The organism is Paenibacillus swuensis (assembly GCF_001644605.1).
GTDB classification, from domain to species: Bacteria; Bacillota; Bacilli; order Paenibacillales; family DY6; genus Paenibacillus_N; species Paenibacillus_N swuensis.
Window position 1 is genome coordinate 716,150 of the sequence record NZ_CP011388.1, and the last position, 26,890, is coordinate 743,039.

Annotated in this window: 20 protein-coding genes; 2 read left to right on the forward strand and 18 right to left on the reverse strand. The window is 46.3% G+C overall.

Annotation, left to right across the window (positions count from 1 at the left end; all coding sequences use genetic code 11):
• Nucleotides 1–15 precede the first annotated feature (15 nt).
• The 3 genes from SY83_RS03140 to SY83_RS03150 form a co-directional block, all read right to left on the reverse strand.
• Nucleotides 16–4,878 (reverse strand): DNRLRE domain-containing protein, encoded by a 4,863-nt coding sequence (locus SY83_RS03140; RefSeq protein WP_068604178.1) that lies wholly within the window; start codon nt 4,876–4,878, stop codon nt 16–18.
• A 225-nt stretch (nt 4,879–5,103) separates the two neighbouring features.
• Nucleotides 5,104–5,583 (reverse strand): FixH family protein, encoded by a 480-nt coding sequence (locus SY83_RS03145; RefSeq protein ID WP_068604180.1) that lies wholly within the window; start codon nt 5,581–5,583, stop codon nt 5,104–5,106.
• A gap of 15 nt (nt 5,584–5,598) precedes the next feature.
• Complete coding sequence (locus SY83_RS03150; protein ID WP_068610813.1) at nt 5,599–6,975, reverse strand: PepSY-associated TM helix domain-containing protein; 1,377 nt, start codon at nt 6,973–6,975, stop codon at nt 5,599–5,601.
• Between the two features lie 217 nt (nt 6,976–7,192).
• Here SY83_RS03150 and SY83_RS03155 point away from each other — a divergent pair, with 217 nt between their 5' ends.
• Nucleotides 7,193–7,708, forward strand: a complete 516-nt coding sequence (locus SY83_RS03155; protein WP_068604182.1) for a hypothetical protein — start codon at nt 7,193–7,195, stop codon at nt 7,706–7,708.
• A gap of 28 nt (nt 7,709–7,736) precedes the next feature.
• On the opposite strand, the gene SY83_RS03160 is transcribed toward SY83_RS03155, so the two are convergent.
• Both SY83_RS03160 and SY83_RS03165 read right to left on the reverse strand, forming a co-directional pair.
• A complete protein-coding gene (locus tag SY83_RS03160; RefSeq protein ID WP_068604184.1) occupies nt 7,737–8,189 on the reverse strand; it encodes a hypothetical protein in 453 nt (150 codons plus the stop codon).
• Nucleotides 8,190–8,324: 135 nt separating this feature from the next.
• Entirely contained in the window at nt 8,325–9,320 is a 996-nt protein-coding gene (locus tag SY83_RS03165) for an ABC transporter substrate-binding protein (protein WP_068604186.1), read from the reverse strand.
• 251 nt (nt 9,321–9,571) lie between these two features.
• Between SY83_RS03165 and SY83_RS03170 the strand changes: the two genes are divergently transcribed.
• Nucleotides 9,572–10,852, forward strand: a complete 1,281-nt coding sequence (locus tag SY83_RS03170) for an IS110 family RNA-guided transposase (protein ID WP_068604190.1) — start codon at nt 9,572–9,574, stop codon at nt 10,850–10,852.
• 596 nt (nt 10,853–11,448) lie between these two features.
• Here the strand turns inward: SY83_RS03170 and SY83_RS03175 are convergent.
• From SY83_RS03175 to SY83_RS03235, 13 genes are all read right to left on the reverse strand, one after another.
• Nucleotides 11,449–11,793 (reverse strand): DUF3243 domain-containing protein, encoded by a 345-nt coding sequence (locus SY83_RS03175; protein ID WP_068604192.1) that lies wholly within the window; start codon nt 11,791–11,793, stop codon nt 11,449–11,451.
• A 107-nt stretch (nt 11,794–11,900) separates the two neighbouring features.
• Nucleotides 11,901–13,073 (reverse strand): response regulator, encoded by a 1,173-nt coding sequence (locus tag SY83_RS03180; protein ID WP_068604194.1) that lies wholly within the window; start codon nt 13,071–13,073, stop codon nt 11,901–11,903.
• Nucleotides 13,070–14,863, reverse strand: coding sequence for a sensor histidine kinase (locus SY83_RS03185; RefSeq protein ID WP_068604196.1), 1,794 nt, complete (start codon nt 14,861–14,863; stop codon nt 13,070–13,072). Before SY83_RS03185 ends, SY83_RS03180 begins: the two co-directional genes overlap by 4 nt.
• A gap of 71 nt (nt 14,864–14,934) precedes the next feature.
• Nucleotides 14,935–15,732 carry a carbohydrate ABC transporter permease gene (locus SY83_RS03190; protein ID WP_068610815.1) on the reverse strand — a complete coding sequence of 266 codons (798 nt, stop codon included), beginning with the start codon at nt 15,730–15,732 and terminating at the stop codon, nt 14,935–14,937.
• A gap of 120 nt (nt 15,733–15,852) precedes the next feature.
• Nucleotides 15,853–16,743, reverse strand: a complete 891-nt coding sequence (locus SY83_RS03195) for a carbohydrate ABC transporter permease (RefSeq protein WP_068604197.1) — start codon at nt 16,741–16,743, stop codon at nt 15,853–15,855.
• A gap of 71 nt (nt 16,744–16,814) precedes the next feature.
• The gene (locus tag SY83_RS03200; protein ID WP_068604199.1) at nt 16,815–18,176 is read right to left on the reverse strand and encodes an extracellular solute-binding protein; all 1,362 of its coding nucleotides are present in this window, start codon (nt 18,174–18,176) and stop codon (nt 16,815–16,817) included.
• Between the two features lie 239 nt (nt 18,177–18,415).
• Nucleotides 18,416–20,359, reverse strand: a complete 1,944-nt coding sequence (locus SY83_RS03205) for an LTA synthase family protein (protein ID WP_068604201.1) — start codon at nt 20,357–20,359, stop codon at nt 18,416–18,418.
• A gap of 32 nt (nt 20,360–20,391) precedes the next feature.
• A complete protein-coding gene (locus SY83_RS03210) occupies nt 20,392–21,543 on the reverse strand; it encodes a Ger(x)C family spore germination protein (RefSeq protein ID WP_197479952.1) in 1,152 nt (383 codons plus the stop codon).
• Nucleotides 21,544–21,584: 41 nt separating this feature from the next.
• Complete coding sequence (locus SY83_RS03215; RefSeq protein ID WP_068604206.1) at nt 21,585–22,922, reverse strand: spore germination protein; 1,338 nt, start codon at nt 22,920–22,922, stop codon at nt 21,585–21,587.
• Nucleotides 22,919–24,022 (reverse strand): GerAB/ArcD/ProY family transporter, encoded by a 1,104-nt coding sequence (locus SY83_RS03220; protein WP_068604208.1) that lies wholly within the window; start codon nt 24,020–24,022, stop codon nt 22,919–22,921. Before SY83_RS03220 ends, SY83_RS03215 begins: the two co-directional genes overlap by 4 nt.
• Nucleotides 24,023–24,038: 16 nt before the next feature.
• Entirely contained in the window at nt 24,039–24,257 is a 219-nt protein-coding gene (locus SY83_RS03225) for a hypothetical protein (RefSeq protein ID WP_068604210.1), read from the reverse strand.
• 149 nt (nt 24,258–24,406) lie between these two features.
• Nucleotides 24,407–26,011 (reverse strand): response regulator transcription factor, encoded by a 1,605-nt coding sequence (locus SY83_RS03230; RefSeq protein WP_068604212.1) that lies wholly within the window; start codon nt 26,009–26,011, stop codon nt 24,407–24,409.
• A 141-nt stretch (nt 26,012–26,152) separates the two neighbouring features.
• The gene (locus tag SY83_RS03235; protein WP_068604214.1) at nt 26,153–26,830 is read right to left on the reverse strand and encodes an AlkZ-related protein; all 678 of its coding nucleotides are present in this window, start codon (nt 26,828–26,830) and stop codon (nt 26,153–26,155) included.
• Between the last annotated feature and the right edge of the window lie 60 nt (nt 26,831–26,890).

Sequence of the window (26,890 nt, forward strand, 5' to 3'; positions counted from 1 at the left end):
TTCTACCTCCTTCTATTATCTTATTCCTGGATGATTCTGATTACCATTGGGATATTTCTTAAATTTATCATAGTAATTTTGAATAGCTTTTGTCTCAATTTTCTTAATGCCTCTTGTACTAATTGTTTTATTATGATAAATCACCCTACCAGTTACTTGTGAATTTGGATTCTGCCTCTGTAACTTATTAATTTGAGTTTGTAACCTTTTGGGATTCCCTGATCTAGCTAATTTTGTCATATCAGCCTTTCCATATTTGTACAGGCTCCCGTCAATATCTATCTTGTACACACCTTGATTACCAACGTAACTATTTGAATTTTTATGAACATTTCTTGTGCCTTTAGTTGCCTTTATTGCAGCTTTCATTACGTGTTTTTTCAACTGTCTCTTTAATACATATTTAGTACCTTCACGAGCTACAAATACTACAGCATAAACAATTAAGGGGTTATCCCCATCTGGATCAGTAATATTAACAGGATTACTAATACTGTAATTATACCCATTCTTACTCACTGGTATATCATTGTGACCAGGATGGCTGTCTAGAGTAATAAAGTTTCCGTGCAAAGCATTGTAATACCTTGAATTCAGGAAATACAAGCTAATTGCCTCATCAAATCTATATCCAGCATAACGATATGGATTTACAGACGCCAATGGTCCACTTTGTGTAAGTGTATTTCCCCAAGCATCATACTCATAATTCGCGACTACACTGCCGTTACTATCGGTAATAGACACGACATCGCCATGATTATTGGTATGATAATAGTAAGTTTGATTATTATAGATTAACCCAACCGGATTACCCTCATCATCCCAAATATACTCTAATGTTGCTCCGGTGGTTATATTCTTTTCAAAGATGACATCTGAGCCATCGTAGTAATAGTTGATAACCCCTTGGGCCGTTTCCGTTTGAGTTCGAAGACCCGCTTCTTCATACGTTGCTTTAAAGATGGTCTGATTCGTGGAGTTCTTCACTTCTGTGAGTTGGTCTAGAGCATCATATAAATACGTATATTTTCCATCTGAAGTTAGATTACCATTATCATCATAGGTGTAAGCTTGTCCATTTACTGTACTAATCTGATTGGCTTTATTGTAACTATAAGATGTCGTCGTATTGGAACCACCCGAAGTAACTATTTTTGCAATTCGGTTTCCAACTTCATCGTAGTCGTAATTAATGGAGGAACCGTTTAATAACGTCTCCTTCGTTAATTGTTCAAGTTCATCGTAGGTGTAATTAAATGTACCTTTACTTGTTTGAATAGAAGTGATGTTACTATTTCTATCGTATCCAAGGTCGTAAAACTCTAATGGAGTTCCATCTTGTTTAAGGTTTTTATAGATATCTAACCTATTCCCGGTATCATACATAACGGATGTTCGCAGTCCGTTTGGCCGATGGATGGTTTCCAAGTCATCCAGTTCGTTATAACTATAGCTAACTAACTCTACGCCATCTTTATTGATCTTTGAAAGCTGCTTAACTGGAGTATACTCATAATTTAATGACCTGGTTCCCGTGTTCACAGCATAGTTCATATACTTTCTTTCATCATCTGCATAGTACAGATAATTTACAGCTGTCCCGCGGTCAGTTACTTTTTGGACAGAATCATTTTTATAGTAATCTATATCCTTGGTAACGGTCCCTGAGGTTTTTACTGTATCCAGATTACCAAGAGCGTCATAGCTATAATCCCATTTAACAATCCCGTCTAAGAACACTCTGCTCAACTGGTTTAGTTGATTAGGTACGTTGGTAACAGTCTTTCCGTTTGCTTTTGTTGTTCTGGTGAGGTTGCCGTTCGTGTCATACTTGAAATTTGTTTCTTTTAATAACGGGTTGGTTATCTTCGTAAGTTGATTAAATCCATTATAATCGTAGTAAGTTATATTTCCCTTTGCGTCCTTAAAACTTCTTAAATCGCCGGAATCCGTATAACTATATTCAGTTAATCGTTGTTTAGCGTCCCTAACCTCTTTAAGTTGATTCAGCTTATCGTAGCCATACTTGGTTAGATGCTCTTCTCCATTTATTTCTTCCGTTACGTTTCCGACAGCGTCTGTAACGGTTTCAATAGTATTACCTGTAGCATCCTGTGCATAATTAACATGGTTACCTTTAGGGTCATAACTATAAGTTTCAGTGGTACCATCAGAATTTTTTACAGAGCTAATGTTTCCGTTACCATTATAAAAGTACTCTTTAATTTCGTTCTTTGCGTTTTTCGTTGTCCATAACTTACCATGCAAATAATAAGTATTAGTTATCACTTTATTTTCTGGATCGGTGATGGTTAAAACCTTGTTTAAGTTATTGTAAGTGTAAGTTGTCTTATGATTTTCTGGGTCCGTAGTTGTGAGTAAATTCCCCATATTATCATAGGTATTCACTGTTAATCCAGCATTGGGATCTAAACTCTCCAGAACGTTGTAATTCTCATCATAGGTATATATCCACGCTTTGTTATTCGCATCGGTTACCGTTCTAGGCATATAGTTCACAGTTAAACTATATGTTGTTGTTTGATTTAACGTGTCCGTCACCGTGGCTTCATACCCAAGTAAATTATAAGAATATACAGTTCCAACGCGTGAAGATAAATCATTACCTAGCGGATCATCCACCGGCTCCTGCACTTTATGAAGCACATCTTGATTGTAGGTATAGTCCGTTCTTCTACCGTTCGGATCAATGACTGCTTTAATTCTTTTATCCGCATTATACTCAAAAGTTGATCTTGAATATTTCGTTGGCTCTGAATATTTATCTACTGCGGTAAGTTTACCTTCCGAGTCATACGTGTAATCAGTCTTCTGACCTTCCAGTAAGCTGTAATCCACAAGCCCATTACTATCGTACGTGAACGAAATCAATCTGCCCGAAGGATCTGAAATACTGATTAACCTACCGTTGTTTGCATCATAGTTATATTTAATTTGATTGCCGTGAAGATCCTGTTCATATGCTATACGGGCCTTGGTAATATTGACAGTATCATCATATCCTACTGAATCGAATCGAGTTATAATTCCTTGTTTATCTTTAATTTCATATCCGCCTGTCACTTTACTAAGCGTAAGATATTTCCCGGGTGGTGAAATATATTTATCTGTTGGAGAATCGTATTTAAACTCAAAAGAAGTTCCGTCCGAGTCTGTAAATAATACAATTCCATCTCGATTAGCATCAATAATACTTTCATTTCCAGTGAACGTCCATCCATAACCGAAAACTGATTTCTCTATAGATTTAGAATTATATGTTCGAGTGAAGTCAATTCCAAATTCGCCTCGTCCATCTAGGGAATAATCCGTATATTGAATCACATTGTTTCCTGTACCTAGATTGGTATAGCTAGTTCCATCAACTAGGCCTCTGCTGTCATAAGTCCAGTATGGTTCTAGCCCCAAACGGCTTGCTGGATAGTAAGTAACGCTTAACAGCGGACCGTAACCCAACACGGAAGTTTCATCGCTTGAAATAAACCGCTTATAGCTTAGCGTAGTTTCATTGGTGCTTTTTAATAATAAACCGTTGTTTTTAGTTTTATCATTAATCCACTCATTCACTTTATTACTAGATACAGGCCATTGTAATTTGGAAGTTAATTGCCCTACACCAGAAACTGTGGATAGTGGTTGTGCTACAAAGTCCCCTCCAGGTTTAGTCCAAGCTTTACCATTATTAGCGATATTCCAACTAGCGTGATACTCCGACCATAAGGTTGTAGCTTCATGTAACGATATATTAATTGGTGTATTATTTGAAACAGAAGCCATCCATAAATTCATATCAGAACTTAAAACCTTTGAACCTACAGGAACAATACCTTCCAATTCAAAGCGCAACAGAGATCTCATAATATTCGGACTGCCTAAACCAGCAGTTAAAGTTGTTTCTGCAGCTGCCGTAGTTGTAGGTTGAGCACTTCGCAAATAGGTATCGGCAAGAGCATAATTAGGTTGAAGCTTTACTATAGTTGGATCCAGAGTTACAGGATAAACCCTGTTCTCGCTAAGCAACCATTCTTTGTTAGGGATTATCTCTATTAAGAGCGAGTCTCCGTCTTGTTTCACATCATACTTAATATCGTATGACAGAGCTTCCTCAGCATATGTAGTAATATCTTCACGTTGTTGATACCCTTCAGGTCTGTAAGAGTCAAACATGAATGGCTTACTTATTAAGTAGACGGGTTTATCTGTTGCGGAATCCAACAGTGTAATTGATCCGTCAGAGTTCTCCAGATATGTCAGGTTGGTTAAATTATATTTGAATTTGTAAGATAAGAGATCGTCTTTAGCAGGCTTTTTCTTAAGGACAATGCTCTCCTTGACCATGTTAGAATTAACTTCATACTCAAGAGAAGAATTTGGGAATAAGTTATCATAAATAAGTTTATTACTTTTGATTTTTTTAGCTAATGATTTACTTGGAGTAGATATAGGATTCATACCAATTGAATATTTATCTTCCTTTACCTCAAGTAAATCTTCAGTTGTAGAATGCCCCTTATCTAAACTTACTTTAAATTCATTCTTATTTGTGCGAAACTCTTCTTTATCTTCGATAAATGAGTTATCAATTTCAAGCCATATTTTCTTGTTTTCGTCAAAGTAATGGATGGGACTTGTTGATATTTCCGAGGTGTACGAGCCGTCTGGATTTTCATACGTTTTGGATTTTTCCGTTCTAAGTTGTGTTTTCTCTTTCTTTGTAAATTTTGCACTAATATCTTTTTTCTCCTGCGGGGCAGCAACAGCTGTATTAACTACTGCAGGTATTGGTAACAAACTACTAAGTAACGAAGTTACAATTGCCCAACTAATGACCTTTGTCTTGCTTTTTTTAAACATTATAACCAACACTCCTTATGTAATATCTAGTTAGCTTGGGTAATTTTACAGAAGTATTCATTTGAGAGCAAGAAATATTATGTAAATAACCAAAAGGTAAATACAGGTAAATTATATTTATTACTCTGCAGATTTCGTTAAAAAATAGCCCCTATCGAGACCTCTCAAAATGAGAGAACGCGAATAGAGGCCAGTTGTTACACATACTTCTATTGGTCAATCTAATCAATGATGCCCGCTATGCTGCCCTTCCTCAGGCTTGGCTTCTTCCAGCTCGATCAGCTGTTTCACAGCCTCCCCGCCAACCGCGATTCTTTTGATCGGAACCACCATTCCGCTAGCGGCCACAACTCTGGATTGAACGAGATAGATGCCTTCCTCCGCAAGGATATGCGAGACGGTGTACACGCCCGGGGACGATTCAGCCGCAGGTACAGTAACAGCCGAATTCCGCTTACCTTCCCGCCAGAACACAAACTCGACTTGTTCTGCGTCCGCCAGCGGTTGCTTGTTGTTGAACACTTCAACGGTATAGTGGCTTGATGCCCCTACTTCCAGTTGTTTTGGCAAATGAAGATCGACGGTCAGATGGGGTGGAAGTCCGCTTTCGTCGGTTTCGGCAAGGTTGGCCGTGCATCCGGAGAGCACCAATCCCAATAGCAGGAAGCAAGCCCATCGTGCGGACCATTGTAGTTTCTTATGCATATGTGTAATCCCCCCTTAAATTGAGAACCAGCGGCGTAACGGCTTCACCCTGCGAATGACCACCACGTCGAGCAAAAGAACCACGAGAATCGAAATACCCACAAGCGGCATGATAACTCCACATAATCCCATAATCAAAAGTACGCCCATCGTCACCTTGGCATGGTCTGGTTTCTTAGGCGCACCAAGCTTGCCGTCCGGCTTGCGCTTACGCCACATAAAGAAGGAGCTGACGGCTATGAGAATGAGGCCCAGACAAGCAATCAAGCCCAGCGCTTGGTTAAACCAGCCGAAAAGCGTGCCTTCGTGGAACGCGATCCCATAGGAAATCGCTTTGGCCATGATGCCATAGTCGGCCCAGCGAACATCCGTCAACACGGCGCCGCTATATTGATCCAGGTGCAATGTAGCATTCCGGCCCGGGTTAACATGAGCCGTCGAAGCGGTGAACACGCCGGTTTCCCCTTGCGGCATCGTCAAGGTATAGGGCTTGGCTACTTGCTTCTCATCCACAATGCGCTCCACATCATCCATGGAGATCGGAACATACCCGCCTGCCACGGATGCGGGAACGGGCAGCTTCTCTGCCGCCCAAGGTAAGTCTTCCGCAATATCTTCGGCCACCGTGACCGATTGCGGTTTCTCTCCGAAGCTGTAGGCGTACGGAGGAGTATTGGTATTCGTGGAATTTGCAAGCTTGTCAATCTGACCGCCCATAATACCGGACCATGGCAAGCCGCTTAGAATAATCACAAGAATCAGCAGTGATAGCCAGAAGGCCGGCACGGCGTGAAGATCACGCCAGAACATGCGGCTGCCCGGCTTACTCAAGCGCGGAAGCACCGTTCCCCAGATCGATGCCCGGTTCCTCGGCCACCATAAATACAAGCCGGTCAGCAGCAGAATAACAGCCCAGCATGCCGCCAACTCAACAATCCGATTCGCTAGTGTGCCTCCGACCACAAGCTCGCTGTGCATCTTCATGAAGAATGCGGAGAACGTTTTGTCGCTGTCCAGTTTTCCGAGGATTTCACCTTTGTAAGGATCCACATACATCGTTGTGGGCAGATCATTATCCATCACCGACAGCTTGTAGCTGGCGTTCTTTTGATCCGGGAGTGTAATGGAAGAGACCTTCAGACCCTCATGCTCCTTCTCCAGCTTCTCGATGATTGCGGCCGAAGGCATTACCTTCGTTCCGACCTCGCGCACAACCATCATGTCCTTGTAGAGATATCCTTCAATTTGAGGCTTAAATAAATACACCGCACCGCTGAAAGCGAGAATAATCAAGAATGGAGCAAAAATCAATCCCGCGTAAAAGTGCCACCTCCATACCGATGCATAGATCGCTTGGCGCAAGCCGGTGCGTGTGTTGTTGGGTTCATTCATGTCAAACATAACCTCGTCCTTCATCCAATTTCATAACTATTTAAAAGTACACGATGCGCACTGAAAAAGGATGACTCCTTAGAGCTATATCTGTGAAATAAATAAAACTCCTGCAATCGCAAGAGTCAGAAAAAATTTATTAAGTTGAACCCTACCATTAATTCTAATGCTATCATTATTGTACATTCACTAGACTTGGGAGGTATTCATTCTACTGATGCATAGAGATAATAATATAAACATGCTTATGGACAAGTTTGAACATATGAACCTTCCTCACCATTACTCATTAAGTGAAACCAATGCCATCTTAATATCTAAATTTAAAGCTGTTGAGAAAGAGAAAGCTCTATTCAATGAACTTAATAATGATCCCCATGTCAATTTTCTTGCTGTTCATAAATGTTATTCTATAGAGGACAATCTAGTATTGGACTCATTGTATAGCAGAGATGAGAAAATGATGCATGCACAATTTAAATCCATGCTCTGCGACAATAAAGAATTGTTAATCTCTGATGAAAGCAAAGCTATTAATCAAGGTAACATCATTAATATTATTATTGAAGGAGACATGAATAACAGAATCTCGGCATTTACTGTTCAAGGTCATTGTGAGAGACTGGTTGATGAGTTGACAATACTTAAGGGAATAAGTTCATATGATGTCAACTCTAAAACTGAAATTTATAGAGATTATATATTATTGCTTAATAAGTTCGAATATATTTAAACTGACCGATCACCGTATCTAGGATTTGTTAATTTTTATTTTTATCACTATCGATGGCATTTAACATTTGTATCAACATCCCCTGATTTTTTGAATACTCGTTTGGTGAATCCGGCAAGTTCAGCTCCCAGGTTTTTTTGGAACCATCGCCATTGTTCTTAAAACCTTGGGTGTTTTCAGTTCCCCAGAAAAAAATAGGATATGTTACTTTGTCATAAAAAGATACATATTTCTCCTGGTCTGCTTCCTGAAGACGGTCTTCCGCAATAATCAAACCGTCATATGGTTTACTGGCTGTTGCTAATGTATCTAAATCTTCAATCATTTCAAAATCAATATTTTTTAGATCTTGCTGTTTATTACTACTTAGGAGAGCGATTTTTAATGGACCCCCAATATAATCCTCACGAGGTTCATTTTGATCTGTACAACCAATAAGTATAAACATCGATGCCCACATCGTGAATAGGATTTTTTTCATTTAAAAACCTCCTAATTTCTGAACATTCACATATACCACATATTGTAATTAAAGAAATTCTCTATATTATGTTACTACATGGGCTATACACAGATAACAAAAGGGCCCCTGCGTCAGGAGCCCTCATTTCATAAGTTACTTATAAGCAGCGATCACATCATCCAGCCTGCGATCCATTGAAATCGGACCGGCGTTCATCCAGTGCGTTCCTGTCAGGAGCACGGCTTTGTCATTTTTAATAGCAGCTACCTTGCCAAGCAAGGGATCTTTCTTCCAATCCGCTAACACTTTGGCAGGATCTTTCGAGGAAAACAGGAGGATATTTTCCGGATTTTCAGTTACAAAAGCTTCCGTGCTCACCATACCCGCCCAACCCTCAGGAACGATGGGAGAAGGCTTGATGCCAAGCTCGTAATAGAGCACATCCGCGTAGCTAAGCGGTCCGCCAATGGCGAGTTCTTTAGCGGATAGATCCGTGTGAACCCATACCGCATCTGGAATGGTTACCGCCGCTTTACCTTGTTCTACCTTATCCTTAAGCCCGTTAAGGATCTCAGCTGCTTTCTCTTCTTTACCGAATACAACTGCTAGGTTCTGAAAGATTGTGCGCCAATCTTCTTTGGAACCATCTATTATAATGGTTGGCGCGATCTGGGTAAGCTTCTCATATTGGTCCTTCTGATCAATGGATGCGATGATCAGGTCCGGCTTCAGGCTGAGCACCTGCTCCAGGTTGGGACGATAATCGGTCATTGGAAGCGGCGTGACTTCGGAACCAAGTTCAAGATAAGGCGCTGTAGTCACTTTACCGGAACCTACCCAGTCAATGGCCGTCGCGCCAACAAGCGGTGCATTCAACGCCTTCAGGTAATCCGTTGCATAGCCCACATCTACCACACGCTTTGGCATAGCAGGTATTGTGGTTTCGCCCAAAGCATGTGTAATTTTCTTAGGATATACCGCAGCGCTATTCGAGCTGTTAGTGTCCGTCTCATCAACCGGCTTCGAGTCGTTGGCAGTATTGCCTGCATTGGCATTCGTGTTGGTCGCTGTATTCGTGTTATTGCCGTTCGCGCACCCTACTACGAATAAGATGGCTATTAATGTGAGGACCAGCAGTGTTCTCTTCATTGTAAAATACCCCTTTAATAATAATGATAATCAGTCTCATTATAAGGGTGAATGATGTACTTGTCTATGTTAATATTTTTATGCGCTAACGAATCCAATACACGCTAATTGCCCCTTTTCCGCCCCCTCGCCGTTCTAAACATTCCTGTATGAGCTAAGAAATGAGCTTGGACAAAAAACAGGAGCGCCTTGTATGATGGGGGTGTACGGGGTCATAGCCCTTAAGAAAACCCATCAGGAGGCGCTCCATAATGAATTTTACTAAAAAAGATCAAACAAATCAACGGATTGAACGAATCACCATGAAACATGCTGTCGTTGGAATCGACATTGCTAAAGATGCACACGCTGCTCAAATTACGGACTACCGCGGTCGGGCACTTACCCCTCGTCATCTTGCTTTTACCAATACCCAGGAGGGGTATGAGAGATTGCTTCGGTGGGTCAAGGATGTCCAGGCCAAGAAAGGGCTCTCCTATGTTGTTGTCGGGTTGGAACCTACAGGACATTACTGGTTTAATCTCGCCCATTGGCTTCGTGAGCAAGGTGTGAAAGTCGTTCTGGTCAATCCTGTAACGACTCATCGCAACAAGGAAAACCGCGACAACAGCCCTTCCAAGAACGACCCTAAAGACGCATTGGTCATCGCCGATGTGGTCAGCAGAGGATACTATACGGAGTACAACCCGCAAGCTGACACGTTTGAACAAATGAAGGCTATGGTAAGTCAGCGAGAGTTCTGGGTAAAGCAATCCGTCACTTACAAAAATCGCATCACGCGTTGGATCGACCTGTACTTCCCGGAGTTCAGTCAAGTGTTTCCCGACTGGACTCGCCTCCGTTCACTGGCCACGCTCCGTATTTATCCCTTGCCTTCTGACCTGGTAAACATTTCGGCGGATCAGATATTAGATACATGGCGCGAGCAAGGAATGAAGCGAGTCGGAGGTGTAAGTGGCGTAGCCAAGGCGACAGAACTCCTGTCCGTTGCTCAGAGAAGTATTGGTAAAGCGAATGTCCCTGAAGAAGCTCGCCTAGAAATAAAATGCTTGTTGAAAGCGTATGATGAAGCTGTAGCCGCGCTTGATGCCATAGAACTCCACATGGAGACGTTGCTAGAGTCTCTGCCCCTTACGGAACAGCTCCAGAGCATTCACGGGCTTGGTTCCATGACCATTGCAACAATAATAGGCTGCGCGGGCGATCTTCGCCTTTATGCTCATGGACAGCAACTCCTGCGGCGAGCCGGTCTTAATTTAGCGGAGTCAACATCCGGCAGGCATAAGGGTCAAATTAAACTTTCCAAACGCGGAGACGCAACCTTAAGAAAACATTTCTTTTTAGCAGTGCTATGCCTGATCCGACAGCACCCGGACTTTAAAAGGTTTCATGAACACAATGTTAAAGTCAAAGGGATGAAGAAAATGGTGTCGGTGTTTAAACTCATTGGCAAGCTTGCCCGTATGATCGTGGGCATGATTCAGCGCGGTGAGTCGTACCGTTCGGATTTACATTTCCAAGCAGTAGCCTAATTCACGAACACGCAACACTATGAATATTGACTCATTCGCAGGATCTTACAATGCATAGAGAACCAAGTGTGGGATTCGTAAGGGCTTTGACCCATCTTCTAAACGCGACTGGTCTCCACGCCTTGGACAGGCATAACGAAGGAATGTAAGGGCAGTGACCCGTTGAGACATGGGAGGGTAAGCCTCCAAGGGACAAGTGGAGTGTGCACTATATGGAAACACTATTCGTGACTTCTATTCCTGCATGCCCAAGTTCATGTTTCGAGGCTGATCGCCCCATATTCCTACAATGTTGGTTTGTTCAAAGCGATGATATCCTGCGAATGAGTGAGGATTTATGAGAAAACCCCTTAAATACGAGGGAGGAATCCCAGCCACCTTATTACTTCATTTAACCCCTCATATAGCCCATTTCGCAGAAATAGCGTTGTATGGATTCGTTACATTTCCAAAAGGGTTCATTTGGGCCCAATAGCGTTACCTCAGTTCGTTAGAGATTCCTAACCCTACCCTAGCCTACCCTACCGCACCAAAAAAGCCGAGACCTAAGCCCCGGCTTCCATTACAATTACTATAGTAGTCTCACCCGCAACAACTTACTGCTTCGCTTGCGCCAAACGTACAAGCATATGCGCCAGCATGTGGCGTTGCTCCTCGTTGCCGACTTTCCACAGCTCTTGCAGCAGCTGCTCTTCCGCGTTGCGCGGCTCTTCGTGGTTCGCGAGATAATCCGCTACTTTCTCCGCTGTTGCAGCCAGTTGCTCTTCGCTCAGTCCGATCGCCTCGCCCATCTTGATCCGCTTAGCGAGATACCCGCGAAACTCTTCGAAATCGGCAAGAATGCGATCCTTATCTTTGGAACCCATACGTTCTACAACTTCGGTTACCTTATTCGTTTGGAGATCTCCGTCTTTCTCAATCACATGGTTATGTTCAGACATCTTTAACGCCTCCTTCAGATTGGTGTAACACTTATTACCTAACCGCAAAGGACACGCTCTGAACCAATAATGAGAGTTCTTTAATAAAATTTGTATAATCTTTGTACTTAGTTTGTTTCCTTCAAAAGATTTCGATACTCCGTCGGCGTCATCCCGTATTTTTTGCGAAACACCTGGGTGTAATGCCGCATATCCCCATAGCCGATCCGCTCCGCCACGTCGGCCAGCTTCAGTTGGGAGTTCTGCAGCAAGCCTTTGGATTGCTCCATGCGCAGGTGAGTCACGTACTCCTTATATCCCTGTCCGGTCTTCTGTTTAAACAACTGGCTGAAATACACCGGGTTCAAAAAAACGACAGCCGCCACCTTCTCCAACGATAAATCATCATGGTAATGCGTCCGAATATACTGGAGCGCGATCTCGATGGCTTTATCACTGCCGCGAACATCATGATCATAATCGCGTAAAGCACAATCTTGGCGCATCTCGCGGACCTTATCCGGCACCCTTCGGTAATCCGAAATCAGATCCGAAACCATCACTTGGAACGGAACTTTCAGGTATCGTTTCAGATGAGCTTTCAACGCATCAGCCAGCACTTCCATCGTTGTTCCGCTCTCCAGCCGCACCAGACCCAGCAGGCTCTGATTGTCATAGGACGCCACGAAACCCGCCCCATGCAGTTCAATCAGCTCCGACAACACATTTTCGATAATATAGTGCTCCAGATGCACGTTCTTGTCGCTGTCCATCTTCACCATAATGAGGTGGAATTTCGGAAAATGCTTGATAAACTCATGCAGATCCAGCTTCCCGGTATCCAGTCCGGAGGCCCATCGCTGAAACACCGCTTCGCGCAAATACTTCAGGTTGCTCTTCCACAGATTCGCTTCTTTGTTCAGAGCACTCTCGCGCGCCAGCTCTTCACTGACACTCTCCACCAGCTCCACCAGCCGCTCTTTGCCTATAGGCTTCAACAAGTAATCTTTGGCCCCCAACCGCACAGCCTCCTGAGCATAGCTGAATTCGGAATGCGCTGAAACCACGATCCATTTCACATGCGGATACCGGTTCCGCGACAGACTCATCAGCTCCAGTCCCGTCATACCGGGCATCAGGATATCCGTCAGCACTACATCCACAGGGTGGCTGCGCAAAGCGGCCATCGCTTCTTCCGGTGAAGCCGCCAGCAAGATGGTATGCCCTGAATCGTGATGACTGATCGTGCGCTTGATCCCTTCGCGTATAATATGCTCGTCATCGACGATGAGAATGTTCATTCCGTCTCTCCTCCTCCAAGCGGCGGCAGCGGCATCGATACCGTAACCGTGGTTCCCTCGCCGCGCACGCTTTCTACTTGTAAACCGTAACCTTCGCCAAACATCAGGACGAGTCTGCGATGCAGATTGGTCAAACCAATCCCTTTCCGTCCCCGGCGAACAGCAACCTCATCCACGAGCGTTTCCCCTAAAGACTCGCGCAATCGCCGCAACACCTCGGCTTCCATCCCGCAGCCGTTATCGGTTATGACGATGTTCAACCGATGCCCGTCGATGACCGCGAACACCCGGATTTCCCCCGGTCTGCCGACCGGCTCCAACCCGTATTTGACCGCATTCTCGATAATCGGCTGCAGGGTCATCTTCGGCAGAATCATCTCGTTCCATCGCGCATCCACTTCAATCCTCGTCTGGATCCGCCCCTCTAGGCGGTAGCCGATGATGGATAAGTAGTGCTGAATCTGCTCCAGCTCCTCGCGCAAGGTCACATCCGCGCCCTCTTCCCAACGGGAGCTGTACTGAAACATGCGGGACAGCGATAACACGACCCGCCCCAGACGGTCGTTCTCCTTCTCATCCAGCATCCAATAAATCATATCCAGCGTGTTATACAGAAAATGCGGATTCACCTGGGACTGCAGCGCTTGCAATTGCGCGCTTTTCTCACTCATAGAGGATACCTTCACACGTTCAATCAGCTCATCCATCCGGTGCACCATATGGTTAAAGGAGGTCACAACGCTGTTGATCTCCTCATACGACCTCACGTTCACCATGCCCCGGAAGTTCCCGTTCTCCACTTGTCTCATCTGCCGAATGAGACGTTTGAGCGGATTGGAGATGGTACGCGATACGAACGTGGCGAGCAACACCGACAGGACAACCAACACCGAGACCACGAGAATGAAATACTGTTTCGTTTCGTTCAGCTCCACGTTCAGATCCTTGTTCGGCGTCACACTCAGCACGGTCCATGGTGCATTCGACGGTTTAGCCGCTACGATGAGCTCCTCCGGCCCCTGCTCCAGAAGCGGCTGGCGCCCGCCCGAATTGCGAATATATTTGCGCAATGCGGAAGGCACCTCCGTCGATGGTGTGTTGGAGGCCATAATTCGGCCATCCTCATCAATCACGTAGGATTGACTGCCCGGCCCCAGGCTCAGGTTGGACAACGCCGAAAGGATCGGCTCCGAGAACACCTCGAAGAGCACGACCCCTACCGGACGATTGTTGTACACATCATAAATCTGGCGGCCGAACGAGAACACGGAGCGATTCACCGACTTGTCGATTAAGGACGACTTGTTGACGCCCAACCACACCATTTCTCCGCCGGAATTCCGCAACTGGTCCACCCAAGGGGCGGATTTATAGTTGAGATCAATGACGTTCAGATAATTTTGGTAACTGTAGATGCGGTCCGAATTCGTAATGATATGAATGCCCAGTAAATCATCCCGGGAGAAATAAATCGTACCCAACATATTCGTAATCGTCCGCTCATTAATGACGCTAACCGCGGGATTCTGGTCCTTCGTTTCCCGCAGCAGCCGCTGCAAATCCACATTACCGCTGATGGATTTACTTAATCCGTCATAGCCGTTCAGCAGGAGATCGAACAGGCCTACCGTTTGGGAAATGCTTTTGCGCGAAATCTCGCCGATCTTGGATTGAATCTGATCCGTTGAAAATCGATAGAACAGCGCACTGATAATCATCAGCAAACCCAGCATCCCGAACAGAAATAAGAGAAATAAACGATTGTGTATCGTATGAAAACCGCGAATCATCGCTCTAACCCCTCTCGAACTGCTGTATCCGCCTCCCATCTTAGCATACACCTGTGAAGCTGGAAATAAGCCTACCCTTTCACCGCGCCCGCGACCATCCCTTTGGTGATTTTCTCCGACAACAAGAAGTAGATCAGGATGACCGGAGCCGCGCCCATCACGAGATACGCGCCAATCGCGCCATAATTGACCGAATACTGACTCACGAAGGAGAATACCCCGAATGGCAATGTCTTGAGCGACGCCGAAGAGATGAACGTGGCCGCCAGAATGTACTCATTCCAGATTTGGATAAACGTCAGGATACACACCGTCATCATCGGCGGAACCGAAATCGGCACGATAATGGAGAGGAACGTGCGATACGTATTGGCTCCGTCCATAACCGCCGACTCCTCGATCTCCGCGGGAATCGTGCGCATGAATCCGCTGAGGATAAACACCGCGATCGGAATCTGGAAGGCGATATACGGCAGGATCAGGGATAGATGGGTGTTGAGAATGTCTACTTTTTTGAACATGACCATCAGGGGCAGTAACGTTGCTTGTAACGGAATCATCATCCCGAGCAAAAAAATGATCATGATCAGGTTTCCATAACGGAACCGGAACCGGGTAATCGCATACGCCACCATGGAACTGAGAAGGATGACGCATACCATTGTAATGGAAGTGATTTTGATCGAATTCAGTAAAGATTGCAGGTAATGTCCGCCCTCGTATGCCGCTTGATAGTTGCTCCACAGAAACTCCGCCGGCAAGGCGAAGAAGTTTCCGGACAGGATTTCTTCGTTATTTTTCAATGAGTAGAACAAGAGCCATACCAGAGGGTAAAGCTGTGTAATGAACAACACCGTGAACAGAATCATCGCCGCGAGCTTTCCCAGGGACCAGGGTCCGCGCCGACGTGTAACGCTAGGTTGTTTCGCTGTAGAAGTAGTAGTTGCTGCAGTTCCAACGGTACCGTTCATAAATCGATGCTCCCTTCCTTAAGACAGTTTATTTTCCACGCGGCGGAACAAAGTGTTAATCAGAATTGTGGCGCTCAGGCAGAGCACAACCAGGAACGTTGCCAAGGCGGAACCGTACCCGTATTTCATGGACAAGAAGGACATGTTGTACATATGGGTGGCGATGACATCCGTAGCATGCGCGGGACCGCCGCCGGTCATGACCATAATCATATCGAACGACTGCAGGGAACCGATAAAGGCAAGCACGACCGAGATTTTGAAGATCGGCACCACCATCGGGAACGTGATGTAACGATCCGCTTTAAACCCGTCGGCGCCGTCGATCTTGGCTGCTTCGTAAATTTCAGCGGGAATGTTCTGAATACCGGTAAACTGAATGAGCAGGTGATAGCCGAGATACTGCCACAGCGCGACAAAATACAACGCGTACATCGCAACCTTCGGTTCGGTCAGCCAGGAATGCGTCCAGCTCTCAAGTCCAAAAGTGATGAGCACCTGGTTAAGCATACCGCCCATGGAGGCCGGATTATAGATGGTTTTCCACAATTGGCCGATAATGACCACGGAAAGGATGACAGGCATGAAATAACTGGATACCAAGAAGTTCGGGCGTTTAATATAACGGTTTAACAGAATAGCCAGCATCAGCGCCAGCGGAATCTCCAGCATGGAGAAGAGGGCGAACATCAATGTACGCTTCACCGAAGGCCAGAACACCGGATCCGCGGTAAACATGTGCTTAAAGTTATCGAGTCCGATAAAGGTGGAAGTACCGATGCCGTTCCAATCCAAAGTGGAGCTGTACATGGAAACCAAGATGGGTACGAATACGAGACATACATAAAGCAGCAGACACGGCAGCACGAACACTGCGATGGTCGCCTTGGAAACTTTCAACACGTTCATGGCAGTCCGCCTCCTGATCTAGAAATGAAAGTGAGAGAAGACCGAAGTCCCCTCCCACCTGTTGGTTAATCTTATTGATTGTTGGCGTCAAACGCGGTTTGGTGCTGTTTGGCTACTTCTTTAGCGTCTGTCTTTTGAACAAAAAGGTTCTGGATCGCCGTCAAATGCTCTTGGGATGTCGCAGGATTCATCGTGTTATCGAAGGAAAGGTCTCCGCCTTTAACGCCGCTGAACATACCGTTGATTTCAACCGCCAGATCGGAATAACCCGCAGCAGCGAAGTCGCCGTCCACTTTCTGGGCAACACCTACAGCGTCTTTGTTCTCGAATTTCACTTTAGGGTAGTTCGTCATGAAATAGTTCAGGAAATCCTTCGTTTCTTGCAGATGGTCGCTCTTCGCGGATACCGCGAAAGCGGATCCCGGCGCTAACATGAACTCATCCGGGTTCCCTTTACCATTAACCGTTGGGAATTTGAATACGCCAACCTTGCCTTTAACGGAAGAGTCATCGATGGAACCGGTTGCCCAGGATCCCATGAAGTACATCGCCGCTTTGCCAGTCTTGAACAGGTTCTCACCCGCGTTATAGTCCATGGAAGTCGCTCCTTCTTGGAACGCGCCTGCCTGAACGAGGTTCTGGAACGCGTCAACCGCTTCCACGAATGCCGGATCTTCAAACGTTTTCTTCTTATCCATAATGTCTTGCAGGAATCCAGGGCCGCTTGTGCGAAGCAGCACGTTCATGAAGAGGAAGGATCCGGTCCAAGTGTCTTTCTCCCCGATGACCATCGGCTGAATGCCTTTGGATTTCAGCGTTTTCACGGTTTCGACCATTTCTTCGAAAGTAGCCGGAATCTTCACGCCCGCTTGCTCGAACAATTCTTTGTTGTAGTACACGACAGCGACGTTGTTACCGTCCGGTACAGCATACACATTGTTATCGAAGCTGTAGAAGTCCAGGATGCCTTGCTGGAACGTGTCTTTCAGACCGTTCTGGTCCAGCATGTCGTTCAGCGGAGCCAGCAAACCTGCATCCACGTAAGGCTTCATCTGTGCTTTCGGATTCACGATCGTGATATCAGGCACTTCCTGGGAAGCCGCTTGTGTCTTGAGCTTAATTTTCTGTTGGTCTGTATTGAGGGAATCCAGTTCAATCTTGATGTTCGGATGCGCCGCTTCGTAGTCGCCTACGATCTTGTTCAGCGTGCGTGCCGAAGGGGTGTTCGGATCCGGATAGATGTTCTGGAATGTGATCGTGATTTTCTCGTCCGACGCTTTATTGCCGCCTGTGTTGGTTGTTGTGTTGTCCTTGCCGGCATTGTCCGTGCCGCCGTTGTTCGTAGCCGCGTTGTTTCCGTTCCCGCAAGCTGCCAGGCTTAATGCCATGACGCCCGCCAAGACGGTTGTTAACACTTTGGAGCTCTTAGCCATTTGTTCTATCCCCTTTATCTGTGAGAGTGGTGAAGCAACTCATGACTTTATTATGGTGGAGAAAGGGGATGAGAACAATGTGTGAACTTAGGGGGTTAGGTTTGATTTTTCTAGGGGGCGGCGCTAAGGTCGCATCATAATCCTATTTGAAAATGTAACGAATCCAGGTAACACTAACACGACGATATTGGGTAAATTAGGCTAGAAAACGGCAAATAGAGTGATACCGGTAAGTTCGCTTATTCCCTCTCAAACGAACGCTCCGGCAAGGTGCCCACATACCGATCCGACAGCTTTATTAACGCCATAATATGGTCATAATCTCTGCGGAGCGCCTCATTAACCTGAACAGGCTTCAGCGTTCTCAAGCTGGTCGCGCTCCCATCCTCGAAGCCTTTACCGGGCACGAACAACACTTCATTATTCATAAATGACCCAGTCGGCAAATAATATCGCACACCCAACACATTCCGATCCACGTTCATCAAGTCTTGCCCAAAGGCGGTGAATTTCTCTGCCTGAAGCGAAATGCCAAGCAGGTTCGCAATGGTCGGCAATAGATCCACCTGTCCGCCGGTTTGCTTCATTACTTTCCCCTGACCTTCGCTCTGCCCGGGAACATGGATAAATAAAGGCACGTTGAACCTGCTCACCTTCTCATCATAAGGGAACCCTAACAGCTGCTGAATTTCCTGCGGATCCGTCTTCTGCGGCTTCAAACCGAAATGATCTCCGTACACCACGACCAACGTTGAATCCCACACACCCGTTTTCTTCAGCCCCTCTATAAACTTTCCCAACGCCGCATCCGCATAATGAATCGACGTCAGGTAATCCCCCAGTTGTGTTCCCGCAGCCTTCTGGGGAATCTTCAACTTCCTGCTCTTTTTCGGTATGACAAAAGGGGCGTGCGAGGACGTGGCTATGAAATGCGCGTAGAATGGCTTCTTCGCGGCGGCCATGTCCGACAGCTTGTCCAAGCTTACCCGGTAAAGTTCCTCGTCGGACGCGCCAAATTTATTAAAGTGGTCGTTAGTGAAATAGCGGCTGTCATAGAATCGATCGAAGCCAAGCGCGGGATACAATTGATTCCGACTCCAATACTCCACATTGTTAATGTGGAACGTGGCGGATGCGTAGCCATGCTTGCCTAACAGACGCGGCAAACTAGGAAGCTGCTTCGCTCCGTATCCCTCCGACATAGCTACCTTACCGGTCGGGTACATGGACGTGTTGACCGTGAATTCGGCATCGGATGTATTGCCCCGTCCGATTTGCGTGAAGAAATAAGGGAAATAATAGCTATCCTTCATAAGCCGATTTAAATTCGGCGTAATCTCTTGGCCGTTCAACCTGGCCTGCACCGTGAAGTTCTGAAAGGATTCCAACTGAACCATGATGACGTTCATGTTCTTGGCCGCGCCAAATGCGGCGGGTCGGTAGTCTACCGAGGAAGATGCAGCTCGTTTATAGGGATAACTTGATTGCAGCCGCGCCGCTTGGTTCTCGGTTACCAACCGTGTTTCCGCATTCAACCTTTCCTGCTCCCGCGCTTGGCCGGTTACCGCAACAAACTGGTACTGAACCAGTCCCAGCTTGGCTGCACGCCCCGGATCATTCCATTGTCGGATTTCGTGCATTGCATACACACCCGTGAGAGCCAAACCTACACAGAACATCCCTGCCCATAATGCGCGCTTGCGTCTCGCTGAAGACGATGGATAGCCAAAGGAGAGCGAATACGGTTTATTCCAAATCCGCTCCCGATTTCGAATCATTCGGAACAAGCCTAGAATGCCCGCGATCAACAGGTCAACAAAAAACACAAACTGCACAGGCCGTAATCGCGGCCCTAACGTGGATTGAAGCTGGTTCCAGGATTCCAACTCCATAAATACGGTATATGTAGGCACGGTCCCGAAATAATGGTGATAAATCACCGCCGCGAACAACAACCCGGAAATGGCCAAGTTCAGCAATGCGTAGACCGTTTTTCGGAACCGTGGTACGCTCAACATTTCTACCAAACTAACGAGCGTCAGAACGAACAACACATCAGGAAACAGACCCGCGGCCGTAACGTTGCCGAACACCAGAATTCGAAAAACGATGATTTTCACAAATAGACATACGAAGAAAACTTGGGAGGGAAATATCCGTTCCCGCTTGGATCCGATTTGCATACTGCATCACTCTTTTCTAGAACATGTTAACTTCACTCTTTAAGCTCCATACTACCATAACGAATTCCGGCGCGTCGTAAGTTCAATCTCACTTTCACCTCTAGGTCGGCCGCCGCAAATTGCTCATTCCACTCGTTCTTTATCTTCTTATAGCTTTTGTTGTCCCGCTCCCTAAGGTTACTGCCGAACCCGAACATATCCGCCTTGAAATCCCTTTGCACTTTCTGAATGACTTTCTTAATCCTTGCGGTTATCACCTTCTCCCCTTGTTCCTCGATCTTCTCAAAATCTTCAGAACTTCCGTCAAAATAGCCCTTGCATTGCGACTCATCCAATCGGGCCGTCAAATCCAAATCCACGAATAAATGAGGCTCGCCTCTTCTCATCTCCACATGGATGTTCCCGTCTTGATGCTGCAAATAAAGACTGACGTATTTCCCTTTACCGCAGGGCATCTCCATCGCGCTTTCCTTAAACTGTCGATGGGTCAGCATGGCATCTCTGGTTTCTTCATTGTTCAGAATTCCCGCTAACTTTCCCTTTCTGAAGACGCCCATACCTGCGATTTCGACGACATCGTTGACTTCAATTTGCTTGGCAGCCTCAATGGAAGTCCCTTTCTCCGTTTCATCAGCTATGGTCACCATCGGCATGATTGGACTACGGCCGGATTCGCCTAAATCCCGGACAAAATGTTGCAGTTTAATAGGGTATGTCCCCCCATAGTCTCTGTAATACTCCTGAAGCTGTTCTCGGATCTTATAGGTGGATACACTGAGGTCCGGCGTTACGGTAGACATGACCGCCTTCACTTTGCCTTGTTCGGCTCCTACCATCAAGATATTATTACGGACTTCCCGGTATCTCTCGATGAAGTCCAGATAAGATAAATCACCTTTACGTAATAGCTCCTGGTCAATAACCAACAGCTGCAAGTGGCTGAATTCAATATGCTTATTCAGCTTCTTATTCAGAACCGTAACTCCGTCCGCTACGGTATTTACCTCTTCCTCCACAACATAGGAGCGCGCGCTGCCCAATCGCTTATCCGATACGAATTCAGCGGTTCTGATAATTTCGATATACAGACGATATTTGGCTTTGGTACCGGCCTCGATGCCCATACCTGAAACAATCTGAATTTCGCCCAGTTCCCGATAGTCCCAACATCCTGTTAGCATCATGCAACAAAGGAGAACCTGAAATACAGACGCCTTCATGCTTCTCATGAGTCGGAGGCTCCCTTCGGTTTAGAGGGAACCAGAATGTTATGTGTGGCTAATTGTACGGTTAAGGCAATGAAACCCAGAAACAGACCAAACAGACCCAGGAATGACGCGAGGAGTATAAAAACCAATCGGACAATACGAGCCACATTAATTAAATCGCTGTACGGCAAGGCAAACGTGGCCAGCATCGTAAGTGCTACAATAATCATCACAATATTCGTGACAAGACCGGCTTGCACCGCCGCTTGTCCTATGACAAAGGCTCCGGCTATCGTTAAAGTGGATCCGACCAGACGCGGCATGCGAATCGTTGTTTCACGCAACAATTCAAACAACAATTCTAGCAGGATTAACTCTATAACTGAAGGAAACGGCGCATCTGTCCGTTGACCCGAGATGGCGATGGCTAAAGAAATGGGGATGATCTCGACATTATAATTTGTTAAACCGATATAGATCCCCGGCAGAAGCACCGCCAGGAAGAATGCGAAGTAACGCATATTCTTCAACAGGAAGGCGTAGGGAGGAAATATATACGAATCTTCCTGGGCAATAAAGAAATCACTTAGATTTGAAGGAGCAACGAGCACAAACGGCGTCCCGTCCATAATAATCAGCAATTTGCCCGCCAATAAGGCTGAGGCTGCGGCATCGGTCCTCTCTATATATAACATGTAAGGTACGAGATGAAAGCCTCGTTGTCTTTGAATGAATTGCATGATTTGAGACGTATCCATTGCATAGTCTAATGAAAGATTGTTGAGTCGCTGAGTCATGGCCTCGACCATGGCCCCATCCGTAGTGCCTTCAATATACACCAGCACAGCCCGGGCTTGATTGACAGTCCCGATCTGCAAGGGGACGAACTGGAGCAGTGGGTTTCGAATTCTTCTTCGAATCAGGCTGATATTCGTTTCCATGGACTCGACAAAGCCTTCTTTAGGCCCTTGCAACACGTTATTGGTTTTCGGTTCTTCAAGAGAACGTACCGGATAGCCTCCAATGGAAACGGCTAAGGCTTCTTCTTCCCCTTCTACATTTATAATGGCGGAACCGGTGAGCAGTTCCTTCATCAGTTGCTCCCAAGTGTGGATATAAGCAAATTGCAAACCAGCCATATATCTTGAACGAAACTGCTCGACGGTGAGCGCACCCGATGTACCCAATGCGGAAGCATAAAGCATGAGCGGCTGCATGATATTCCGTTGGACCGCCTCCGGCACAGCAAGGGAAGAATAGTATATGATAGATCCTTGTCTCTCTCCAAGCTGGATGTCCGCCCAGATTACGTCATCGGAGCTTCCCAGCTTCTCTTTCAATCCATCCAGATTCACACGCTCTTCCCCCTTCTTCTGAGAATTACGGTTATGATTAATAGTAGGGCTGGAATAAGAATTTCCATGATTAACGCGTAGAAAGGAACTACTTCGTAAGATATTTCAAAGTGCTCTGCTGTATTCCCGGCTATAAAGAAGGCTTGTATACTCAACAGTCCCCCCATCGGAATCACCATCTCTCGGAACGAAAGACCCGTTAACATTTCCATCCCTTTAACAGACGCAAACAGAAACAAGGCTACTTTAACGGTCAGAGTGATTAGCATCACGAATACAAACAGGACTTCAACTCTTTCAATAAACATACCAACCGAAATATTGCGGAACGCGCCCAGCATCGGGAACGGTGAGCGATTCTTCACAGCGATACCCAATGTAATGACTTGCAAGGCCGTGCCCGCAGCCAAAGTGCACCCTCCGACAACTACAGCCCAAAGTGTAGCTTTCCTTGCTGATTTGAAATTTTCGCGAATCCATGGCAAAGCTCCAATCATGAAAGCAAGGGTTTCGCCGAATGGAAAAAACACGAGCTGGGTATAGGCGGGTTCCATGACGGGACCGATTCCGTATTCAAACACAGGAAGCAATTCCCCGAGATCATAATCCTTATTGATAAAAATCAGCGCGCTGATGAGAATGAATACGAAAGCGAAGAGGCCGAAGTAAAACGAGCTTATTCTCATTAAGGAATCCATTCCCAATAAGAGCGTATACACGACCACTATGGTGAAGGCACCCGCTATAAACGTTGTAGGCGTATCAACCAGCACGGCATTGGAAATCAGTTCAACCATATCCCGGACATCCCTGGATCCAAGGTATAGAAAATAAAGGACATACACATAGAGCACCAATCCTCCCGCGTAGCGGCCGAGATGCTCTTGAACCAATCCGTAATACCCGGTATCCGTGCGGTTCTTGATCAGGTTGAAGTATCCGTAGACTAATATATATCCCAATAAAGTAGCGGTTAAAATGGAGACCCAAGAGCTTCTGCCGGCGGAGGGTGCGATATTCAGGAGAATCGTGCTGCCTTGAATAAACAAAAACATAAGCGTAAACATCTTCACCCGAACAGGCGCTTCAAACAGTTTCATAGCAATTGCCTCCGTATTAGGTCTTGGTCCGCTTCTTCTTTCTCATGGTCCAATCGAAATAAAGGGACGTACACAGTCCCGCAAGAAACATAAACCACAAAGAAGAAAGCAAAGAACGGGGCGGCTGCAGCTCTCCCGCAACGGTAAGTAAACCATGGCGATTCTTCAGCATCTGTAAAACAAGAAGCACCGCAAAGGAACTTGAGGCTACAAGAATATACATCAAGGTACGCATACCCTATCTCCTTTCAAGGATGAATCGAATGACGTTTGCCAGTAGTATGGTAAATTATTCATAAAAGTATGCAAAACAAAACCCCGGCGCCAGATGCGCCGAGGTTTCATGTTTAATGCAACTCCCTAATGATCGTGACCAACGATCCATTACTTTTCCCCGTCGGAATTTGCTCTGTACTCCGAAGGCAGTTCACCCGTATACTTCTGGAACACTTTCGTGAAATAACGCCGCTCCGCGTACCCCACTTCCTTGCAGATCTTCGAGATGCTGAGTCCGCTCATAAGGAGTAGCGACTTCGCCTTTTCCATCCGTTGACGGGTCAAATATTCAATAAAAGTCTCGCCATGCGTTTGTTTAAACAACAGGGAGAAATAGGACGATGAGATCCCTAACATCTGCGCCAATTCTTCCACACAAAGATCCTTGGCCAGATTGCGGTCGATATAATCTTTGGCGGTAATCATGAGTACTTCGCTGGATTTCTTACGCACAAAACCCTCCACACTGTCCTCAATCAACTGCTTAATGGACGCTAGTAAGTCCCGCACACCGACGTTACGCTCCAGTTGCTTCCAAATCTGGTCTTCCTGTTGCTTCGTGACGACTTGCATCTCACGCATCTCCCGAAGGATGTGCAGGACGAGGAAGTTCAAAATCTGTTTCACCCGGTCCAGCGATTGCTCGGATATTGCTTGCAGCCGGGTATTCAACTCAACCAGCGCGCGGTCGGTCCCCGCACGGTCCCCTTTCTTGATGCCGGACACAATGTCCTCAATTAAACTCCACATTCCGAAATCCATTTCGTTCTTTTCTTGCGCTTCCGGATAATAAAGGGTGGCATGCCCGGTCTGCGAAGTCAGCTGTAATCCCCGTTGCACCGCCTTGTAGGCTTTGGAAAGCTGTGTGATCGCCAGAACATCACCGTAAACTCCCATGGAAACAGGAATCTTGGCATTCTCAAGCACCGCATGTTGCAGCTCTTCGGCCCATCCCATCACTTCATCCTGGTCCATGCCTGTCAGAAAGTCCGAGGTATATTCCAGAACGATACACCATTCCCCGTCACGCATCTGAATGACGGCGTGCCCGACGGACTTCTTCTCAAGCGTATCCTGTATCACGTTATTGACGGCGAAGTTCCACAGCTTACGTTCCCGGTCATCCCAGTTGCGAGCCCGTTGCGAGTAATGATCCATATCCGCGACGAATACCACGTACTGCTGATCCTGAAAAATATGCTCCACGCCGGCCAACATCAGATTCCCTTTGGACACTTGCGAGTAATCCATCAGAATGTCGTAAAGAATTTTTTCCGAAGCAAGGCCTACGATCCGCCCGATCTGTTTCTTCTCCTGATTCGATTGAATGGCTTTGGCCCGAATGCCAGCCACCACCCGTTCGACAACCTCCTGAAGCTCATCGTAGTTAATCGGCTTGAGGAGATAATCCTTAACCCCGTAACGGATCGCCGCTCTCGTATAATCATAGTCCTGGTACCCCGTCAGCATTATGATCTCACAGGCGGATTCTTCTTCGCGCAGCCTGCGGATTAATTCCATTCCATCCATGACCGGCATACGGATATCGCATAACATGAGGTGTATTTCTTCTTTGTTCACATGCTCCAGCGCTTCGACGCCGTTCTTGGCGAACCCGACAATTTCGACGCCTAGCGCTTCCCAGGGTATAATTTGTTCCAAATTCCTTGCGATATGAATCTCGTCATCGACCAGCAGCGCTTTAATTCTCATTTCATCACCCGGTTGTCATAGTGTCTCACCACAAATTATAAAGAACTTTATTAGCGGTCAAAAGGTGAACATTCCCCGAAAAAGGGGGTAAATTTGTCTTGTTGAAAGTTTGCTTTAGCAAGCTTAGTTCGGAAGCATAGGCTATACGCCCCAGGCTTTAGCGATGAAAGCTCTCGCTTTAGCCGGCAGCAACCCATCCAATTCTTCAGCAAGCTCTGACTTGGCTTCCGCCAACGATCCGCTATAGGGCTGAATCCCCTGCGATTCCATCCAGAAATCGGTCGTCTCAAAAGAAGTGCTGCTCCAACCGCTTTGCTCTCCGTCGGCATTCCGCTTGATTTTGACGCCGGAGATGACCACATGTCCTGTCGCCTGCAGCTCGGTAATGGCCGCTTCATAGACCTTCTTGGCTTCCGTTGCTTTCATACCCGCCTCAGCCCGAAGCTCTCGCGTATCAATGCCTTGCTGTTCGGCGATAATCGTGTACACCTGGTGCGCGTCGCGTGAGAGGTTGCCGTCGCGGTAAGCCTGTCCGGCCGATTTCCCATTCCGCAGCACTATGCTTACGAGCGGTGTCAGCCGGGCGGCTATGAAGATATTTTTCTTCTTCAGCAGCTTGCCGTAAGCCGCCGTCCCGTCGCCCGGAAAACGAACCCGCCATGCCCAAGGATCGTATTCGGTATCGGAATGCCAATCTTCTTTGGGCGTTAGAGAATCCAGCGAGGGATAATCCGGAATCAGGTTTGCCATAGGCAATAATCCGAGTTCTCCGATGCGTTCCGCCATTTGTGCATAAGTTAATTTGGACGAGTTGGACATGGTTATGAGCCTCCGTTTAATATCCATTTTTGAACCTATCATACCATAACTTGTCCCTCT

What these genes read in the sequence shown, in the direction of transcription:
- SY83_RS03140 (WP_068604178.1), bottom strand. Translation starts at nt 4,878, where the DNA reads ATGTTTAAAAAAAGCAAGACAAAGGTCATTAGTTGGGCAATTGTAACT.
- SY83_RS03145 (WP_068604180.1), bottom strand. Translation starts at nt 5,583, where the DNA reads ATGCATAAGAAACTACAATGGTCCGCACGATGGGCTTGCTTCCTGCTA.
- SY83_RS03150 (WP_068610813.1), bottom strand. Translation starts at nt 6,975, where the DNA reads ATGAATGAACCCAACAACACACGCACCGGCTTGCGCCAAGCGATCTAT.
- SY83_RS03155 (WP_068604182.1), top strand. Translation starts at nt 7,193, where the DNA reads ATGCATAGAGATAATAATATAAACATGCTTATGGACAAGTTTGAACAT.
- SY83_RS03160 (WP_068604184.1), bottom strand. Translation starts at nt 8,189, where the DNA reads ATGAAAAAAATCCTATTCACGATGTGGGCATCGATGTTTATACTTATT.
- SY83_RS03165 (WP_068604186.1), bottom strand. Translation starts at nt 9,320, where the DNA reads ATGAAGAGAACACTGCTGGTCCTCACATTAATAGCCATCTTATTCGTA.
- SY83_RS03170 (WP_068604190.1), top strand. Translation starts at nt 9,572, where the DNA reads ATGAATTTTACTAAAAAAGATCAAACAAATCAACGGATTGAACGAATC.
- SY83_RS03175 (WP_068604192.1), bottom strand. Translation starts at nt 11,793, where the DNA reads ATGTCTGAACATAACCATGTGATTGAGAAAGACGGAGATCTCCAAACG.
- SY83_RS03180 (WP_068604194.1), bottom strand. Translation starts at nt 13,073, where the DNA reads ATGAACATTCTCATCGTCGATGACGAGCATATTATACGCGAAGGGATC.
- SY83_RS03185 (WP_068604196.1), bottom strand. Translation starts at nt 14,863, where the DNA reads ATGATTCGCGGTTTTCATACGATACACAATCGTTTATTTCTCTTATTT.
- SY83_RS03190 (WP_068610815.1), bottom strand. Translation starts at nt 15,732, where the DNA reads ATGATTCTGTTCACGGTGTTGTTCATTACACAGCTTTACCCTCTGGTA.
- SY83_RS03195 (WP_068604197.1), bottom strand. Translation starts at nt 16,743, where the DNA reads ATGAACGTGTTGAAAGTTTCCAAGGCGACCATCGCAGTGTTCGTGCTG.
- SY83_RS03200 (WP_068604199.1), bottom strand. Translation starts at nt 18,176, where the DNA reads ATGGCTAAGAGCTCCAAAGTGTTAACAACCGTCTTGGCGGGCGTCATG.
- SY83_RS03205 (WP_068604201.1), bottom strand. Translation starts at nt 20,359, where the DNA reads ATGCAAATCGGATCCAAGCGGGAACGGATATTTCCCTCCCAAGTTTTC.
- SY83_RS03210 (WP_197479952.1), bottom strand. Translation starts at nt 21,543, where the DNA reads ATGATGCTAACAGGATGTTGGGACTATCGGGAACTGGGCGAAATTCAG.
- SY83_RS03220 (WP_068604208.1), bottom strand. Translation starts at nt 24,022, where the DNA reads ATGAAACTGTTTGAAGCGCCTGTTCGGGTGAAGATGTTTACGCTTATG.
- SY83_RS03225 (WP_068604210.1), bottom strand. Translation starts at nt 24,257, where the DNA reads ATGCGTACCTTGATGTATATTCTTGTAGCCTCAAGTTCCTTTGCGGTG.
- SY83_RS03230 (WP_068604212.1), bottom strand. Translation starts at nt 26,011, where the DNA reads ATGAGAATTAAAGCGCTGCTGGTCGATGACGAGATTCATATCGCAAGG.
- SY83_RS03235 (WP_068604214.1), bottom strand. Translation starts at nt 26,830, where the DNA reads ATGTCCAACTCGTCCAAATTAACTTATGCACAAATGGCGGAACGCATC.